This window comes from Gemmatimonadaceae bacterium, from assembly GCA_036003045.1.
GTDB lineage: Bacteria > Gemmatimonadota > Gemmatimonadetes > Gemmatimonadales > Gemmatimonadaceae > JAQBQB01.
This window is the reverse complement of sequence record DASYSS010000065.1, coordinates 27481-44413: the sequence shown is the minus strand read 5'-3', so window position 1 is coordinate 44413 and position 16933 is coordinate 27481. Positions and strand designations below refer to the sequence as shown.

The following is a 16933-nucleotide window of genomic DNA, read 5'->3' as shown; positions in this document are numbered from 1 at the left end:
CACCCGACGCTTCGGCGGTGCTGACGCACGACGCGCCCGCGCGGACTGCCTCCGGCGGGCGCACATGATTGACGCTTGACGGCGGGATGGCGTAAGTTCTCGCGCCTCTCAGCCAGTGTCAATGGAAGACGCACGACCGCGCGTTGCCGCGGCCGCCCTCGCGCTCCTCTCGGCGTTCGTGCTCGCGACATGCGGAGCGCCCGGAGCGCCGTCGCGAGACGAGATCGTCGACTCGCGCGACATCTACGACCCCAGATCACTCGACCCCGCACTCTCGACCGACGTTCCCACCGGACGCGCCGTCGGCTATCTGTTCGACGGCCTCACGCGCTTCACGCCGGACGCACGCGTCGAGCCGTCGCTCGCCACGCGTTGGGAGATTTCCCCCGACGGACGGCGTTACACCTTTCATCTCCGGACCGACGTTTCGTTCCACGACGGCGCTCACTTCACGGCGAAGAACGTTGTGGCCAGCTGGGAGCGTGCGCTCGCGCCGGCCACGAAGAGCGGTGCGGCCCAGTTCCTCTTCCCGATCGCCGGGGCGAAAGCCTTCAACGGCGGGACGGCCAAATCGATTGCCGGCCTCGCCGCGCCCAACGATTCCACTCTCATCGTCGCGCTCGACGAGCCGCTCGCGATTTTCACCAAGATGCTGGCGATGCCCGTGGCCTCGGTCGTCCCACTGAACACGCCGCCGAATTTCGGCGAGCACCCGATCGGCACGGGTCCGTGGAAGCTCGTCACCTGGAAGCACGACGACTTCCTCCTTTTCTCCAAGAATCCCGGATACTTCGGCGGCGCCCCGAAGACCGACACCCTCCGCGCCCGCATCATCGCGGAGCCGAGCACGGCGGTGGCCGAGTACGAAAGCGGTAACGTCGATGTCCTGCAGATCCCGGCCTCCGAAGCGAGCGAATGGGTGAACGACGAGAGCCGCTCGCCGATGCTGATGTCGACGCCCGCGCTCGAGCTCGTGTACATAGGTATCAACACGACACGCGGACCGTTGGCGGACCCGCGTGTCCGCCGGGCGATCAATTACGCCGTCGATGTAAACCGCATCATTGAGCGCCTGGTTGGGGGCCGCGGCATTCGGGCGAACGGCGTGATCCCCCCCACGCTTCCCGGACACGACAGCTCGCGAGCCCCCTACGCCTACGATCCGGCGAAGGCGCGCCAGCTGCTCGCCGCCTCGGGCCACGCCAACGGGATCGACGTCGAGCTCTGGGTCTCCACAAACCCCATCTACCAGCGAATCGCCGAAACGGTCCAGGCATACCTCAACGTCGTCGGCATCCGCACGAAGATCGTGCTCCGCGAGGCCGCCGCGTCGCGCGCGGCCGCCCGCAAAGGCGAGACGGACATGATCCTCAAGGACTGGTACGCCGACTATCCCGACGCCGAAGACTTCCTCTATCCGCTCCTCGGCACCGCGAATCGCGGCGCCGGAGGAAACGTCTCGTTCTACTCGAATGCGCGCTTCGATTCGCTGATGACCGTGGCCCGCCGCGAGGAAAACGAAGCCAGGCGAAACGCGCTCTATCGCCAAGCCGACTCCATCGCGTTTGCCGACGCGCCGATGGTCTTCCTCCATTTCTACGATGAGCTCTACGCGGTTCAACCGTGGATCAGGCATTTCGTGCCGCCGGTCATCTTCAACGGCCAGCGCTGGCTCGATGTGACGATCGACCGCTCGCCCCCTTCGCCGCGTCCGTCGAAATGAGCTCGTTCATCGCGCGGCGGCTCCTCCTCGCGATTCCGACGCTCTTCGGCGTCCTCGTCGTCGCGTTCCTGCTGCTCTACGTCGCGCCGGGTGATCCCGTCGAGGCGATGATCGGCGAACGCGCCGACAGCGCGACGATCGCGCGTCTCCGCGCCGAGCTCCACGTCGACGACCCGCTGCCGCAGCGATTCGCCCACTACGTGAGCCGCGTCGCCGTCGGAGACCTGGGCCGTTCGTACATCACCGACCGCCCGATCTCGCAGGACATTCGCGAGCGTTTTCCGAAGACGCTGCAACTCGCTTTCGCCGCGATGCTCCTCGCGGCGACGGTCGGAATCACGCTCGGCGTGCTCAGCGCGCGCAACCCCGGCGGGGTGATCGATCGGTTTGCGCTCGGCTTGGCCTACCTCGGAGTGTCGTTTCCAGTGTTTTGGGTCGGCCTGCTGTTGATCCTGTTGTTCGCCGTCACGCTCAAGTGGCTGCCGCCGTCGGGTTACGGCAGTCTGCGCTTTTTGATCCTGCCGGCTCTGACGCTCGGCATGCGGTCGATCGCGTTTCTCGCGCGCATGACGCGATCCGCGATGCTCGACTCGCTCAACGCCGATTTCGTCCGCACCGCGCGCGCGAAAGGACTCGGTGAGTGGGTCGTCACGACGCGCCACGCGCTGCGCAATGCGTTGATCCCGGTGATCACGGTGCTCGGCCTCGACTTCGGGGCCTACCTCACCGGAAGCATTCTCACCGAGACGATTTTCTCGTGGCCGGGCATCGGCCGTTACGTGGTCAACGCCATCTCACGCCGCGACCTGCCGGCGATCCAAGGCTCCGTCCTCTTTCTCAGCACCGTGTTCGTCGTCGTGAACCTGTTGACCGATCTCGCGTACGCCAAAGCCGACCCGCGTGTTCGATTCCAATAGAGGCCGCAACAGCCACGACAACGACAACGACAACGACCGGAACAACAATTTTCGCGGATGAACCACGGATTTCGCGGATTACTTCTAAGAAAAATCCTCTTAGAAGGGGTTTGACGTTCCCCGGGTTTTGTGGACACCTCAATCGCTTCGGTGGCGCTGCAGAAGCCAGGCCCTGGACGCGTGCTCTCGCTGGAAGAGCAAGTGCGGAGCTCAAGCGGGAGAATGAGCGGCTGCGTGAAGAGCGCGAAATCCTAAAAAAAGCGACGGCCTTCTTCGCCAAGGACAGGCGATGAGATTCGCCTTTGTCCAAGCGCATGCCCGCATCTGGCGCGTGACCACGATGTGCCGGGTGCTGGAGGTGTCGAGGGCCGGTTACTACGCCTGGCGTGCGCGGCCGTTGTGCGATCGCGTGAAAGCCGATCGCGTCCTGACCGAGAAGATCCGCGAGATTCAGCGGCAGGTGAAGCGGCGCTACGGCAGTCCGCGGGTCCGGATGGAGTTGCGCTCCCTCGGCTTCGCCTGTGGGAAGCATCGGATCGCGCGGTTGATGCGCGAGGCCGGCGTGCTGGCGAAGGCCCGGCCGCGCTATCGCGTCACGACCGAGTCGGGGCACGCGGAGCCCGATCGCCCGTTCATGGCAGTTGTTGTTGTAGTCTTTTTCTTGGGCGAGCAGCTCCCGTCCACCGTCCACCCGTCAACCCGTCCACGAGCCGATGAACCTCGACGATTATCAGCGCGCCGCGCTCCGCACGATCAATCCGGACCTGAGCGACCGCGATCGCCTGCTCGACGCGAGTGCGGGGCTGGCTGAGGAATCCGCGGAGCTGCTCGGCCTCATTCGAAAGCGAATCTTTCAGCGGCGCGAGGTGGACGAGGCACGCCTCGTCGAAGAGCTGGGCGACACGTTGTGGTGTCTCGCCGTGGCGGCGCACGCGCTCGGGATCTCGCTCTCCGACGTCGCGGCGGCCAACCTCTCGAAGCTCGCCGACCGTCACCCGGGCGGATTCGGTCCGGCCAAGCCGGGACCGCGACTCGTCTAAACGAAAGGACGCCTAGTCGTCCTTCTGGCCGAACAGCTCCATGTTCGACGAGTGTCCGGGCGCCACCTTCCGATCGGGATAGATCCAGTGCACGGCCTGGTTGACCGCTGTCGCCGCTTCGGCGAAGCCCGTCGCGATCAGCTTCAACTTGCCAGGATAGGTCGTCACGTCGCCGGCCGCGTAGATGCCCGGGCGCCCCGTTTCCATCATGCTGTTCACGACGATCTCGCGCTTTTTCTCGAGCGTGAGTCCCCACGACGCGAGCGCGCCGAGGTCGCTCACGAACCCGAGCATCGGGATGATCGCGTCCGCGTGCACCATCCGCGTCGCCTTCGACTTGACGTCGCGAATCTCCACGTGAGTGAAGACGTCGGCGATCTCGACGCACTTGATGTCGTGCAGCTCGTGGAACGTGAACAGATCCGCGCGGCCCGATTCGACCGCCGCCATGAATTGCGCGACCGTCGCGGCGTGCGCGCGGAACTGGTCGCTGCGATGCACGAGCGTCACACGGGTGGCGCGATCGAGGAGCTGCGTTGCCCAGTCGAACGCCGAGTCGCCGCCGCCGATGACCACGACACGCTTCCCGCGAAACGTCTCCGGATCCGTCACGACTTCATGAATCCCTCGGCCGTACCACGGCTTCGCGCATTCCTGCGGCAGCCGGCGCGGCGAGAACGCGCCGATCCCCGCGGCGACGACGATCGCGCGCGATGGGAAACGGGCCTTGTCGGTGACCAGCTCGAAGTGTCCGTTTACTTCCTCGAGACCGTCGACGCGGTGGCCCAGATGGACCGGTTCGTTGAACCGCGCCGCCTGCTCGGCCAGCGACTTCACGAGCTGCTTCGCCGGCACCACCGGGTAGCCGCCGACGTCGAAGATCAGCTTCTCCGGGTAGAGCGCGGTGAGCTGGCCGCCCAAATCCGGCAGCGCGTCGACGATCTGCGCCGACGCGCGCCGCATTCCGGCGTAAAACAGAGCGAACAGCCCTGTCGGGCCGCCGCCGATGATCGTGAGGTCGCGAATTTCGTGAACCATGCCGTTACAAAGGATAGCGGGCCTGGCATGCAGCGGGCGATCGTAGAGCGGGGGGGAAGGCGGCCATACATTAGAGCGCGATGAAGATCTACACGAAAACGGGTGACGCCGGCGACACGGGACTCTTTGGCGGAGGTCGAGTGCCAAAGAGTCATCCGCGCGTCGAGGCGTACGGCGACGTCGACGAGTTGAACGCGACGATTGGCGTCGCGCGCACCGCCGGTCCCGCCGACGCCCAGATCGACGCGCTGCTCGTTCGGGTGCAGCAGGACCTGTTCGCCATCGGCGCGCTCCTCGCGACGCCCGATCGCGAACGCATGCGCATGCACCTCGACAAAGCGAAGGTCGATCAGGAGCGCATCATCGAATTGGAGCGCGCCATCGATGCCACCGACGCCGAGCTCGAGCCCCTTCGCGCGTTCATTCTGCCTGGAGGCTCTCCGAAAGCCGCGGCCCTGCACGTCGCCCGCACGGTCTGCCGGCGCGCCGAGCGTCGCATCGTGGAAATCGCGGAAGAGATGGAGCTTCCCCCGCTCGTCATCGTCTATCTCAACCGGCTGTCCGATGTGCTCTTCACACTGGCGCGGCTCGCCAACAAGCGCGCCGCGACCGAGGAGACGACGTGGTGACGGCCGCAGCGAGCGGCACTCGCCGGATCACGCTGCCGACGTACGAGGTCACCGTCGGCGCCGGAATCCTCGAACGCCTCGGCGACGTCGTGCGCGAAGTCGCGCCGGCGCATCGCTACGCGATCGTCACTGATACGAACGTCGGTCCCACGTACGCGTCGCGGGTGCAGAGCGCGCTCGGCGCCGAACGCACCACCGTGTTCACGGTGCCCGCGGGCGAAGCGCACAAGAATCGCGAGAGCTGGTCGCGCATGACCGACGAGCTTTTTTCCGCGCGCTTCGGACGCGATTCCGCGATCGTCGCCCTGGGCGGCGGCGTGGTCGGCGATCTCGCCGGATTCGTGGCCGCGACGTTCATGCGAGGCGTTCCCTTCATCCAGGTGCCGACGACGCTGCTCTCGATGATCGACGCGTCCGTCGGAGGAAAGACGGGCGTGGACACGCCCGCCGGAAAGAACCTCGTCGGCGCGTTTCACCAGCCGGCCGCGGTCGTCGCCGACCTGCGAGCACTCGGCACGCTGCCGTTCGCGCAGCTCATCTCCGGGATGGCCGAAGCCATCAAGCACGGAGTGATCGCCGACGCATCGTATTTCGACAGCGTCGCCGCCGTCTCCGACCGGATCGACGAGATCGACGTGGCCGGCCCACAGATGCTCGACCTCGTCGCGCGAAGCATCGAGATCAAAGCCGACGTCGTCGCGCGCGACGAGCGCGAGACGGGCCTCCGCAAGATTCTCAACTTCGGCCATACGCTCGGCCACGCGATCGAGCACATGAGCGGCTACTCGATCCTGCACGGCGAGGCGGTCGCGGTCGGCATGGTGCTCGAAAGCCGAATCGCCGAGCGGCTCGGTGTCGCGGAGCCTGGTACCGCGTTGCGCGTGGAATCGGTCGTCCGTGCGTTCGGACTTCCGGCCTCCATTCCGGAACGAATGTCGCCGGACGACGTCATCGAAGCGACGCATGGCGACAAGAAAGCACGCGGCGGCAAGGCTCAGTACGCGCTTCCGGCCGCCGTCGGCATGATGGCCGCGGAAAACGACGGTTGGTCGGTTGCGGTTCCCGACGCGGCCGTTCGAGAAGCGCTCGCCTGAGCACGGCTCGCCGTTTGCTTTGTTAGTGATGTAGTCGCTCTTCCCAGTGCTCTATGTCACCGTTCGCGGGTTATCTCGTCGGGCTACTCATTCTCGTCGCGAGTTTGGCGGTCGCGGCGTATCTCCTCAACGTGCCGACGGCCGCGGTCATCGTCGCGGTCGTTGTCGCCTTCGGTTTGATTGGGGCGTGGGCGACGCGCCGGCCGCGCTCGCGACCCTCGAAGTTCACGGGCGCGACACCGAACGCGCCGTCGCTCGACCGAACGGTGCTCATGGAGCTCAAGACCACGCTGATGGAGAAGTCGGACGCCGAGAGGAATCAGCCGACGACGCGAATGCCGCGCGCGGACGATCCGAAATCGCCACCGACGACGCGAATGCAGCAGCCGACCGTCGTCTCGAAGCGTAAGCCAGGACCGCCGCCCGACGACGACTGAGGGTCGAGGCGCGGCGAGCGCGGGACGACTGGGCCCAATCGGTTGGCCTGGTCCCGTCTGCTAGGGACTGCGTACAATCGCGGCCCTCAGGCGCTCACCTTCGGTCACGCTGACCGAAGTAACGAGCTCATGTTGAGAGACCTGAGTAACCCCCAAATTCGTGACAGGCCAACGAGATACCATCGTTCGGCCGCATATGCCGCTCTAGGCCCGGAATATCTCTGTTGACGCCCCTATAACCCAACATTATCCTGCCGTCCCCTGCTACGGATCTCCAGGCTCTACATCGCGCGTACGCCGTCGTGCTCGCGATCCCCTCACCGGCGCCAATCGGGAAGGAGTGTGTATGGAGCAAGTGACCGAGACCAGATCGTCGAAGGGTTATTTCCGATCGTCTCCGTCTACCGCGTTCGATCAGTACCTCCAAGACATTCAAAAGCTCCCGTTGATCAGCGAGCCCGAGGAAGAGCGGCGATTGGCGCGCCGGGCGCAGAAAGGGGACGAGAAAGCCGCCGAGCGGCTCGTCACGGCGAATCTCCGGTTCGTCATCTCCTACGTCAAGAAATACCAGGGCCACGGCCTCGACCTCAGTGAGCTCGTCGCCATCGGCAATGAAGGTTTGCTAAAAGCGGTGCGGAAGTTCGACCCGGACCAGGGCGTCAAGTTCATCTCGTACGCCGTCTGGTGGGTCCGACAAGCGGTGCTGAAAGCGCTCGCCGAACAAACTCGCTCCGTCCGCATCCCGCTCAATCAGAATTCGCAGCTCATCCGTCTCGCCCGCGCCGAGACGATCCTCGCCCAAGTCCTCAAGCGCGACCCCACCGAAGGCGAAGTCAGCCAGCTGCTCGACGAGACGCCCGAGAACGTCCGCTCGGCCCGTCAGATGTCGGCGACCGAAGTCAGCCTCGACGCCCCCATCGACAGGTCGGATCGCGAAGCCTCCACGCTTGGCGAGCGCTTTGCCGGCGTCGACGGCACCGAGATCGAGGAAGTCACCGACTACAAGCTGATGCGCGAGTTCATCGATCGCGTATTCAAGAAGTATCTCACGCCGCGCGAGCGAAAGATCCTCTACTTGTACTACGGACTCGAGGAAGGCTCCGAGGCAATGACGCTCGAGAAGATCGGCGCCCTCATGGGCGTGACCCGCGAGCGCATCCGCCAGATCCGCGAGCGCGCGTTCGAGAAGCTCCGAGAGTCGCCCGACGGCCGGGCCCTCTCCGGTTTCTGGGCCGCGTAGCGTCCGCTCGTCGACGACGCCCCGGCGCGCTACTCCCGCGGCGCGCCGGGGCGTAGTTTTTTCGAGTGACCTCGTCCCGCGGCGCGCTCGCGCCGGCATCGCCTCCTCCCGCCATCGACCGCTCTCTCGCCGACCGCCTCGCCGCGATCGTCGGCGACAAGCGCGTGCTGTTCCGGCCGAGCGAGCTGCTGACCTACGCGTCCGACGCGCTGCCGTCGTACCACAAGCAACCGGGACTCGCCGTTTTCCCCGGCACACGCGACGAAGTCGTGGCCGTCGTCCGCGAGCTCGCGCGCTCGAACGTGCCGTTCGTGCCGCGCGGCGCCGGCACCGGCCTCTCCGGAGGCGCGCTCGCCGACGGCGCCGTGCTGGTTGGACTCAACCGATTGACGCGCGTCATCGCCGTCGATCCGGAGAACCTGACGGCGACCGTCGAGCCGGGCGTCGTGAACGCCGCGCTGAGCCGCGCCGTCGCGCCGCACGGCCTCCACTACGCGCCCGATCCGTCGAGCCAAGCCGCGTGCACGATCGGCGGCAACGTCGCCGAGAACGCGGGCGGCCCGCACTGCCTCAAGTACGGCGTCACGACGAACCACATCCTCGCCATCACCGCGCTCCTCCCCAACGGCGAGATCGTGTCGCTCGGCAGTGCTTCAGGCGAAACTGACGGCTACGACATGGTCGGTTGCTTCGTCGGATCCGAGGGCTGCTTCGGCATCGCGCTCGACATCACGGTTCGCCTCACGCGAAATCCCGAGGCGGTGCGGACGATCCTCGCCGATTTCCTGTCGCTCGACGCCGCCGCCCGCGCCGTCACCTCCATCGTCGCGACCGGAATCATTCCGGCCGCGCTCGAGATGATCGACCAAGCGACAATCCGGGCCGTTGAAGCGTCGATCTACGCCGCCGGATATCCGACTGACGCCGCCGCCGCGCTCCTCATTGAAGTGGACGGCGCCGACGCTGGACTCGAGCGCGACGTCGCCACGATCGAATCGATCTGCAACTCGAGCGGCGCGCGCACCGTGCGCGTCGCGCGCGACGAAGCCGAGCGGGCGCGCTTGTGGCAGGGACGCAAGAAGGCGTTCGGCGCGATGGGCCGGATCTCGTCGCACCTCGTGGTGCAGGACGCCGTCGTGCCGCGCACCAAGCTGCCCGAAGTGCTCGATAAGGTTCGCCGCATCGGCGAAGACCTCCGTCTGCGCGTCGCGAACGTCTTTCACGCCGGCGACGGAAACCTTCACCCGAACATCGCCTACGACGCCAACGACCCGGACGAGTCGGCGCGCGTGCAGACCGCGATGCACGCCATCATGCGAGCGTGCGTCGACGCCGGCGGCACCATCACCGGCGAGCACGGCATCGGCATCGACAAGCTGCAGTACATGGATTTGATCTTCTCCCCGGATTCGCTCGCCGCGATGTGCAGCCTCCGCGACGTGTTCGATCCCGATCGGCGCTCGAACCCGGGCAAGGTCGTTCCCATGCACTCGTGCCGCGAATGGCACGGCGCGCGCTCGGCGCGGCAGGACGCGGCGAAGGGACCACCTGTCGCATGACCACCGCGGTCTCGCTCTCAGCCGAGGCGATTGCCGATCGCGTGCGCGACGCCCAAACGCGCGGCGCGCGTCTGCGAATCGCCGGCGCGGGCACGTGGCTCGACGCCGGCCGGCCGGTCGGATCCTCGGAGGAACTTTCGCTCGCCGCGCACACCGGGATCACCGAGTACACGCCGGGCGATCTCACGCTGACGGCAAGAGCGGGTACGACGCTTCGCGAGATTCGGGACGCCGTTTCGCCGCACGGCCAGTGGCTCGCGCTCGACCCGTTCGGCTCCGACGAGGGAACGCTCGGCGCGACGATCGCGACCGCGTCCGCGGGCCCGCTCGCGACCCGTTTCGGCACGCCGCGCGATCTCGCGCTTGGACTCGAGTTCGTGAGCGGACGGGGCGCGACGGTGCGTGGCGGCGGGCGCGTGGTGAAAAACGTCGCGGGATTCGATCTCACGCGCTTGCTCACGGGGTCGTGGGGAACGCTCGGAGTCATCACCGAGGCGACGGTGCGCCTCCACGCGCGTCCCGAGGCGGATGTCACGTTGGCCGTATCGCCCAGCGACGACCGAATCGACGTCGGTGGAGTGCGCGCGGCGCTCAAGCGCTGGCCCTTCGTTCCGCTGGCGTGTGAAGTCGTGAACGACTCGCTCGGCCGTGAGCTCGGGCTGGGCGGCGAGGCGGTCGTCTTCCGGCTCGGCGGCAACAGCGAGTCGGTCGCCGAGCAACGGCGCGCGATCGCCGAATTGGCGGGAGGGCCCGCGCGCGAGGTCGACCCGAGCGTCTGGCGCTCGCTTCGCGCGGCGGACGACGACGCGACACTCGTGCTTCGCGTGTCGCGCGCTCCGGCCGAGGTGAGCGCTGCGTGGGCCGACGCGACGGCGCTCACCGCACCGTTCGCGAGCGCGCGCGTGAGCGCGTCACCGGCGCGCGGCATCGTGCGCTGCGCGACGCAGGCAGTCGGCGCGTCGATCGAACAATATGCGTCGACGCTCGCCGGCCTTCGCTCGCGTATCGTTGCCGAACGCGCCCCCGTGCATCTGTGGAATGCGCCGCCACTCGCGCGCGCGGCCGATCCGCTCCAGTCGCGCATTCGCGACGCGTTCGATCCGCAACGCATCTTGAACCCCGGCATCCTCGGGGAGAGGGCCGTGTCATGACGCGGTCCGTTTCTTCGGGCGTTGCCGAATGCGCCATTCCCGGGACGCCGCTCGCGGGACAGCGGGTCGGACTCGACGCGTGTGTGCACTGCGGCTTCTGTCTTCAGGCGTGCCCAACGTACGTCACGCTCGAGGACGAGAACGACAGTCCGCGCGGCAGAATCGTGTTGATGCGGTCCGTCTACGATGGAACGCTCGACACGTCCAACGAAAGCGTGCAAACGCACATCGATCGCTGCCTCGGCTGCCGCGCGTGCGAAACCGCGTGTCCGTCCGGCGTTCCGTACGGTTTTCTGCTCGAGGCGACGCGCGAGACCATCGGCGAGCATCGGCCGTTGCCGCGGGTCGCTCGCCTCATCTTGTCGACCTTCGAACAACCGGCGCTGCTCGGGCTCGCGATGTTCGGCGGGCGAGTTCTGCGAGCGACCGGAATCGCACGGCTGATGTCGCGGCTTCCGGGGCGAATCGGCTTCTCGATGGCGATGCTGAGCTCGACGAGCCGCCGCGTCGACCGCCGCCGGCGCGACCGCGACGGCGTGAACGGGCGAGCCGGTGATCGAGGCCGCGTCGCACCGCTCACCGGGTGCGTCATGGAAGGACTGTTCGCCGAGACGAATCGCGCGACGGAACGCGTTCTGGCGTCGAACGGGTACGCGGTCACGTCCGCGGCGGGACAGGGCTGTTGCGGGGCGCTGCACGCGCACGCCGGTGATGCCGAAGGCGCGCGCCGACTCGCTCGGCGCAACATCGCGGCCTTCGAGCGAGCGGCCGTGGACTTCGTGTGCGTCAATGCCGCCGGCTGCGGCGCCGCGATGAAGGAATACGCCCAGCTATTGGCCGACGACCCCGTGTGGCGCGAGCGAGCCGATCGGTTCGCGGCAAAGGTGAGAGACGTGTCCGAGCTGGTCGCCGTCGCGGGTCCGCGCCCTGGCGGCACCGTGCAAATGAAGGTCGCGTATGACGCGCCCTGCCACTTGCTCCACGCCCAGCGCGTCGCGAATCCGCCGCTCGCCGCACTTCGCGCCATACCGGGCCTTCAACTCGTGCCGTTGGTCGAGAGCGAGATGTGCTGTGGGAGCGCCGGGATTTACAATCTTGTCGAACCGGAAACGTCGGATCTGGTATTGCAACGCAAGCTGAAGAACATTGAAGCAGCCGGAGCGGACATCGTCGCGACCGGGAACCCTGGTTGCATGATGCAAATCGGCGCGGGGCTGTTGCGGGCCGGCTCGCGGGTGACAGTCGCGCACCCCATGGACTTGCTCGACGAGAGCTATGCGGCGGCGGCGACGGCGGCGGCGGAACGGAACGAGACGAGGGCGACGACATGAGCAGTCCGCACTTCAACCCTGAAGCGACTCCACGCGCCGCGGCGACTCTGCCGGCGACGATGGAGCTCGGCGGACACGAGGTGGTGGTCGCCTACTCCGATGTGGCCGTGGAGTTCGCCGCGCTTCGCACGGGAGCGATCGTCATCGATCGCAGCTTTCGCGGGCGGATGCGTTTTTTCGGCGAGAAGTCGGGCGAAGCGCTCACCGGGCTCGTCACGAGTGACGTCATCGGCACCCTTCCGGGACACGGCCATTACGCCGCCGCGCTTTCGGCGAAGGGACGCATCGTCGCGGATCTGCGGATCTTCGCGACACCCGTCGCCTCGTCGTACCTGGTGGATACTCCGCCTCGCGCATGGCCCGGCTTCCTGGCGATGGTGAAGAAGTACGTGAATCCGCGGGTCTCCGGATATCGCGACGATTCGCACGCGATCCGGGACATCGGGATCTTCGGCGCGGACGCGCGGCGCATCGTCTCGCGACTCACCGGCGTCGCGGCCGACACGCTGGGCGGGTTGGCGCCGTTCGACAACGTGACGGCGACGGTGCACGGAGCCGAAGTGCTGATCGCGCGCGTCCCCGATCTCGGCCTCGAGGGCTACGACCTGTTCGTGCCGTTCGAGATTTTCGATAGCGCGTGGCGCGATGCGGTCGCGGCGGGCGCGGTGCCGGCCGGACTCGCGGCGTGGGAGATCGCGCGTGTCGAAGCCGGTCGCCCCGAGTGGGGGATCGACATGGATGAGAGCACGATCCCGCAGGAGGCCAACTTCGACGAGCTCGACGCGATCTCGTACACGAAGGGCTGCTACATCGGGCAAGAGGTCGTGGCCCGTGTGCATTTCCGCGGCCACGTGAATCGCCATCTGCGCGGTTTGCGATCGGCCGGTTCGCCCCCGCCGACGGGCGCGCAACTGATCGACGACACCGGCAATCACGTGGGCGACGTGCGCAGCGCGGTGTCGTCGCCGCGGTTGGGCGGTATCGCGATCGGAATGGTTCGGCGGGAGGTGAGCCCGGGAGCGTCGTTGACAGCGCGCTCGGAGCATGGCGAGCAGCAAGTCGACGTAGCGGCGCTTCCCTTCTCGGCGTAACGCGAGCGTGCCGCGCGCGCTCGTGACGGGCGGCACGGGGTTGGTCGGGTCGCACGTCGTCGAACGTCTCGTGCGCGACGGATGGATCGTGCGCGTGCTCGTCCGATCGCACTCGCGCATGATCGAGACGCTCGGCGGCGAATGCGTGATCGGCGACGTCCTCGACGCCGACGGTTTTGCGCGAGGCGCCGCCGGCTGCGAGGCAATTTTTCATACGGCGGCGGCGATCACGCCGCGCGGCGGCTGGGAATCATTTCGGCGTGTCAATCTCGACGGCACTTCGCACGCGATCGGCGCAGCCAAGGCCGCCGGCGCGCGACTCGTTCACTTGAGCAGCGTCGCGGTGTACGGGCCCAGCGGGCGATATCGAAACGACGGTTCGAAGACCGACGAGACCACGCCGCTGGCGCCGTTGCCGGACGGAGCGCATTACGCGCGCTCCAAACGCGAGTCCGAGGAGCTCGTGATGCGAGCGCACTCGACGGGTGAGATCTGGGCGACCGCGCTCCGCCCGACGGTCATCTATGGAAAACGAGATCGTCAATTCGTGCCGCGCATGGGGCGGATGTTGTCGCGCGGCTTCGCGCCGCTCATCGGCGGAGGCGGCGCGATTTTCTCGCTGGTGCATGCGGAGAACGTCGCCGATGGCGTCGTGCGCGCCGCGACGAGCGAGGTGGCGGGCGGGCGCGCCTACAACCTCGCCAACGATTTCGAGGTCACGGTGCGGCGCTTCTACGAGCTGGCCGCCGAAGGACTCGGCAAGCGCGTTCGCTTGGTGAAGCTGCCGTTGCCGGTCGCGCGCGGCGCGCTGCGGGCCGTGAAGGCGGTCTCGCGCGCGCTGACCGGCGGCGCGTTGAGCATCGTCTCGAGCGCGTCGTTGTCGCTGCTCACGCGAGACAACCCGTTTACGTCGGAGCGCGCGCGCGACGATTTCGGTTGGGCGCCGACCGTACATCCCGAAGTCGGCGTGCCTGAGGCCTTTCGGTGGTGGCGCGAGCACCGCTGAACCGGCATTAGAAAAACAAAAGGCGCGACCGGTGGCGGTCGCGCCCATGTGACACCGAACGAGGAAGCTTACGGCTTCTTCTTCGTCGTGTCCTTCTTCGTCGTGTCCATGTTCATCTTGCTGCTGTCCATCTTCATGCCGGTATCGGCGGGCGCGGCCGACGGAGCGGGCGCCATCGCGGGCGGCGTCGTGTCTTTGGCGGCGCTTTCGGACTTCGAGCATGCGGCAACAATCGCGAGCACAGCGGCAACGACAGCCAGGCGCTTCATGACAATCTCCTGAAGAGTAGGACGAGAGTTCCGCGTGGTTCGTGCACGCGACGGGCTCGGGTTAGCGGCGTGAAACTTATGGGCCCCGGGGGGCGTGTCAAGAGTGGTTCGCCGTGAGTCAAGTTGGCTCAAATCAACGAGTTCCTCGCATCGACGCAGGGTCGTCTCGGCCCATTGGGGCTGGTTCGGTCTGCCGAGATCTCCTAGCTTGACGAACATGACTCCCACCGTCGCGTCGGCCGCGCTCGATCCGAACGCGTCTCAGATGCGCGTCGTGCGAGGCGCGTGCCCGCACGATTGCCCGGACACGTGCGCGATGCTCGTCACCGTGGAGGCCGGCCGCGCCGTTCGCGTCACCGGCGATCCGGAGCATCCGTTCACCCGCGGCTTCCTCTGCGCGAAGGTCAATCGATACATCGAGCGAACTTATCACGAGGACCGGCTGCTCCATCCGATGCGCCGGGTCGACCCCAAAGGTTCAGGAAAATTTGCGCGCATCTCGTGGGACGACGCCCTCGACGAGATCGCTGAGCGGCTGAACGCGATTCGGAATTCGCGCGATGGCCCGCAATCCATCCTGCCGTATTCGTACGCCGGCACGATGGGCGTCGTCCAAGGGCAATCGATCGACCGGCGCTTCTTCCATTTGATCGGCGCGTCGATGCTCGACCGCACGATCTGCTCGACGCCCGGCAAGATCGGAATGCAGATGACCGTCGGCGCGAACGTCGGCGCCGACCCGGAAGGAATTCCCCAGAGCGACATGGTGCTGCTCTGGGGAACGAATACGCTGACGTCGAATCCGCACATGTGGCCCTTCGTCCTCGAGGCGAAGGCGCGCGGCGCGCCGATCATCGCGATCGATCCGATCCGCACACGCACCGCTGCGCAGTGCGACGAATGGATCGGACTTCGTCCGGGAACCGACGCGGCGCTCGCGCTCGGGATGATGCACGTCGTGCTCGAGCGCGGGCTACAGGACGACGACTACATCGCGCGCTACACCACCGGCATCGACGCGCTGCGCGAGCGCGCTCGCGAGTACACGCCGGAGCACACCGCGCGAATCACCGGCGTCGCCCCCGAGGTGATCGTTTCGCTCGGCGAGCGATACGGACGCGCGAAGGCCGCGTTCATCCGCGTCAATTACGGGCTGCAGCGGCACGGCGGCGGCGGCATGGCCGTGCGCACCATCGCCTGTCTCCCCGCGCTGACCGGCCATTGGCGGCGGGCCGGCGGCGGCGTGCAACTGTCGTCGAGCCAGAACTACAAGTTCAACACCGCGCTCGTCGAGCGTCCCGATTTCTCGCCGCCGGTTCGCACGATCAACATGATCCGCCTCGGCGAGGCGCTCACGACCAAGGATGGCGGCGTCGGCGGACCGCCGGTGCGCGCGCTGATCGTCTACAACTCGAACCCGGCCGCCGTCGCGCCGGACCGTAACGCGGTGCTCGAAGGCATGCGACGGGAGGATCTGTTCACCGTCGTGCTCGAGCATTTTCAGACCGACACCGCCGACTACGCGGATATCGTTCTGCCGGCGACGACGCAGCTCGAGCACTGGGATTTGCACCTGTCGTACGGCCACCACTACGTCACGCTCAACCAACCCTCGATCGAGCCGCTCGGCGAGTCGCTCCCCAACAGCGAGATCTTCCGCCGCATCGCGGCCCGCATGGGGCTCGACCATCCGTCGCTGCGCGACGACGACCTGACCCTCATTCGGCAGGCGCTCGACTCGACGCACGAGAAGATGCAGGGCGTGTCGCTGGAGACCTTGATGGAGCGAGGGTGGACGCGCCTCAACGTGCCGACGCCGTACATGCCCTATGAGAAGGGCGGTTTCGCTACGCCCTCGGGCAAATGCGAGTTCCACTCGCCGCGCTTGGAGCAGATGGGAATCGATCCGGTGCCGACATTCACCGCGCCGTACGAGTTCCCCGAATCCGTGCCCGAGCTCGCCGAACGGTACCCGCTGACGCTGATCTCCTCGCCGGCCCACCAGTTCCTGAATTCCACCTTCGTGAACATCGGGGCGCTGCGTCGTGGCGCACGCGAGCCCGAGTGCCTGCTCCATCCCGTCGACGCCGAGGAGCGCGGCATCGGCGTCGGAGCCCGCGTGGTCGTGCACAACGACCGTGGCGCGTTCACCGCGGTGGCGCGCGTCGAGGACTCGATCCGCCCCGGCGTGGTATGGGCGCCGTCGATCTGGTGGGGCAAATTTGCCGCCGACGGCGCCAACGCGAACCAGACCACGTCGCAGCGCGAGACCGACCTCGGGCGCGGACCCGTGTTCTACGACAACCTCGTGGAAGTCGGGCTGGCCGACTAGAAGCCTCGGGTTTCTCTCGGTCTTGCGCCCGCAGAGGCTTGTCGCCTCATTGCACTGAGGGGCCGCGATGGTCGCG

General features: G+C 67.0%; 15 protein-coding genes. 13 read left to right on the top strand and 2 right to left on the bottom strand.

Translation table 11 applies throughout. The annotated features are described in order from the left end of the window. Positions 1–121: 121 nt before the first annotated feature. The 3 genes from VGQ44_16475 (at position 122) to VGQ44_16465 (ending at position 3680) form a co-directional block, all read left to right on the top strand. Entirely contained in the window at positions 122–1723 is a 1602-nt protein-coding gene (locus VGQ44_16475) for an ABC transporter substrate-binding protein (protein ID HEV8448427.1), read from the top strand. Next, complete coding sequence (locus VGQ44_16470; protein ID HEV8448426.1) at positions 1720–2640, top strand: ABC transporter permease; 921 nt, start codon at positions 1720–1722, stop codon at positions 2638–2640. Before VGQ44_16475 ends, VGQ44_16470 begins: the two co-directional genes overlap by 4 nt. A 713-nt stretch (positions 2641–3353) precedes the next feature. Further along, positions 3354–3680 carry a nucleoside triphosphate pyrophosphohydrolase family protein gene (locus VGQ44_16465; GenBank protein HEV8448425.1) on the top strand — a complete coding sequence of 109 codons (327 nt, stop codon included), beginning with the start codon at positions 3354–3356 and terminating at the stop codon, positions 3678–3680. A 12-nt stretch (positions 3681–3692) separates the two neighbouring features. Here VGQ44_16465 and VGQ44_16460 read toward each other — a convergent pair whose 3' ends face one another. Next, positions 3693–4718, bottom strand: a complete 1026-nt coding sequence (locus tag VGQ44_16460; GenBank protein HEV8448424.1) for an NAD(P)/FAD-dependent oxidoreductase — start codon at positions 4716–4718, stop codon at positions 3693–3695. 80 nt (positions 4719–4798) lie between these two features. On the opposite strand from VGQ44_16460, the gene VGQ44_16455 reads away from it, so the two are divergent. The 9 genes from VGQ44_16455 to VGQ44_16415 all read left to right on the top strand — a co-directional run bounded on the left by VGQ44_16455 (position 4799) and on the right by VGQ44_16415 (position 14256). After that, a complete protein-coding gene (locus VGQ44_16455; GenBank protein HEV8448423.1) occupies positions 4799–5347 on the top strand; it encodes a cob(I)yrinic acid a,c-diamide adenosyltransferase in 549 nt (182 codons plus the stop codon). Continuing rightward, complete coding sequence (gene aroB / locus VGQ44_16450; protein ID HEV8448422.1) at positions 5344–6441, top strand: 3-dehydroquinate synthase; 1098 nt, start codon at positions 5344–5346, stop codon at positions 6439–6441. Before VGQ44_16455 ends, aroB begins: the two co-directional genes overlap by 4 nt. 53 nt (positions 6442–6494) lie before the next feature. Next, on the top strand, positions 6495–6878 hold the full coding sequence (locus tag VGQ44_16445) for a hypothetical protein (GenBank protein ID HEV8448421.1): 384 nt from the start codon (positions 6495–6497) through the stop codon (positions 6876–6878). Positions 6879–7233: 355 nt separating this feature from the next. Continuing rightward, positions 7234–8118, top strand: a complete 885-nt coding sequence (locus tag VGQ44_16440; GenBank protein ID HEV8448420.1) for an RNA polymerase sigma factor RpoD/SigA — start codon at positions 7234–7236, stop codon at positions 8116–8118. A gap of 65 nt (positions 8119–8183) precedes the next feature. Then, positions 8184–9677, top strand: a complete 1494-nt coding sequence (locus tag VGQ44_16435) for an FAD-linked oxidase C-terminal domain-containing protein (protein ID HEV8448419.1) — start codon at positions 8184–8186, stop codon at positions 9675–9677. Next, entirely contained in the window at positions 9674–10828 is a 1155-nt protein-coding gene (locus tag VGQ44_16430) for an FAD-binding protein (protein ID HEV8448418.1), read from the top strand. The genes VGQ44_16435 and VGQ44_16430 overlap by 4 nt, the downstream gene beginning before the upstream one ends. Continuing rightward, positions 10825–12159, top strand: coding sequence for a heterodisulfide reductase-related iron-sulfur binding cluster (locus VGQ44_16425; protein HEV8448417.1), 1335 nt, complete (start codon positions 10825–10827; stop codon positions 12157–12159). Before VGQ44_16430 ends, VGQ44_16425 begins: the two co-directional genes overlap by 4 nt. Next, the gene (locus VGQ44_16420; GenBank protein ID HEV8448416.1) at positions 12156–13250 is read left to right on the top strand and encodes a glycine cleavage T C-terminal barrel domain-containing protein; all 1095 of its coding nucleotides are present in this window, start codon (positions 12156–12158) and stop codon (positions 13248–13250) included. Before VGQ44_16425 ends, VGQ44_16420 begins: the two co-directional genes overlap by 4 nt. Positions 13251–13257: 7 nt before the next feature. Beyond that, positions 13258–14256 carry an NAD-dependent epimerase/dehydratase family protein gene (locus VGQ44_16415; protein HEV8448415.1) on the top strand — a complete coding sequence of 333 codons (999 nt, stop codon included), beginning with the start codon at positions 13258–13260 and terminating at the stop codon, positions 14254–14256. Between the two features lie 68 nt (positions 14257–14324). On the opposite strand, the gene VGQ44_16410 is transcribed toward VGQ44_16415, so the two are convergent. After that, on the bottom strand, positions 14325–14525 hold the full coding sequence (locus tag VGQ44_16410; GenBank protein ID HEV8448414.1) for a hypothetical protein: 201 nt from the start codon (positions 14523–14525) through the stop codon (positions 14325–14327). 217 nt (positions 14526–14742) lie between these two features. Between VGQ44_16410 and VGQ44_16405 the strand changes: the two genes are divergently transcribed. Next, the gene (locus tag VGQ44_16405) at positions 14743–16857 is read left to right on the top strand and encodes a molybdopterin oxidoreductase family protein (GenBank protein HEV8448413.1); all 2115 of its coding nucleotides are present in this window, start codon (positions 14743–14745) and stop codon (positions 16855–16857) included. Positions 16858–16933 lie beyond the last annotated feature (76 nt).

Bases quoted from the DNA above. Each gene is read 5' to 3' on its own strand.
- VGQ44_16455 (HEV8448423.1), top strand. From the start codon at position 4,799: ATGAAGATCTACACGAAAACGGGTGACGCCGGCGACACGGGACTCTTT.
- VGQ44_16465 (HEV8448425.1), top strand. From the start codon at position 3,354: ATGAACCTCGACGATTATCAGCGCGCCGCGCTCCGCACGATCAATCCG.
- VGQ44_16445 (HEV8448421.1), top strand. From the start codon at position 6,495: ATGTCACCGTTCGCGGGTTATCTCGTCGGGCTACTCATTCTCGTCGCG.
- VGQ44_16460 (HEV8448424.1), bottom strand. From the start codon at position 4,718: ATGGTTCACGAAATTCGCGACCTCACGATCATCGGCGGCGGCCCGACA.
- VGQ44_16425 (HEV8448417.1), top strand. From the start codon at position 10,825: ATGACGCGGTCCGTTTCTTCGGGCGTTGCCGAATGCGCCATTCCCGGG.
- VGQ44_16410 (HEV8448414.1), bottom strand. From the start codon at position 14,525: ATGAAGCGCCTGGCTGTCGTTGCCGCTGTGCTCGCGATTGTTGCCGCA.
- VGQ44_16470 (HEV8448426.1), top strand. From the start codon at position 1,720: ATGAGCTCGTTCATCGCGCGGCGGCTCCTCCTCGCGATTCCGACGCTC.
- VGQ44_16430 (HEV8448418.1), top strand. From the start codon at position 9,674: ATGACCACCGCGGTCTCGCTCTCAGCCGAGGCGATTGCCGATCGCGTG.
- VGQ44_16420 (HEV8448416.1), top strand. From the start codon at position 12,156: ATGAGCAGTCCGCACTTCAACCCTGAAGCGACTCCACGCGCCGCGGCG.
- VGQ44_16475 (HEV8448427.1), top strand. From the start codon at position 122: ATGGAAGACGCACGACCGCGCGTTGCCGCGGCCGCCCTCGCGCTCCTC.
- VGQ44_16405 (HEV8448413.1), top strand. From the start codon at position 14,743: ATGACTCCCACCGTCGCGTCGGCCGCGCTCGATCCGAACGCGTCTCAG.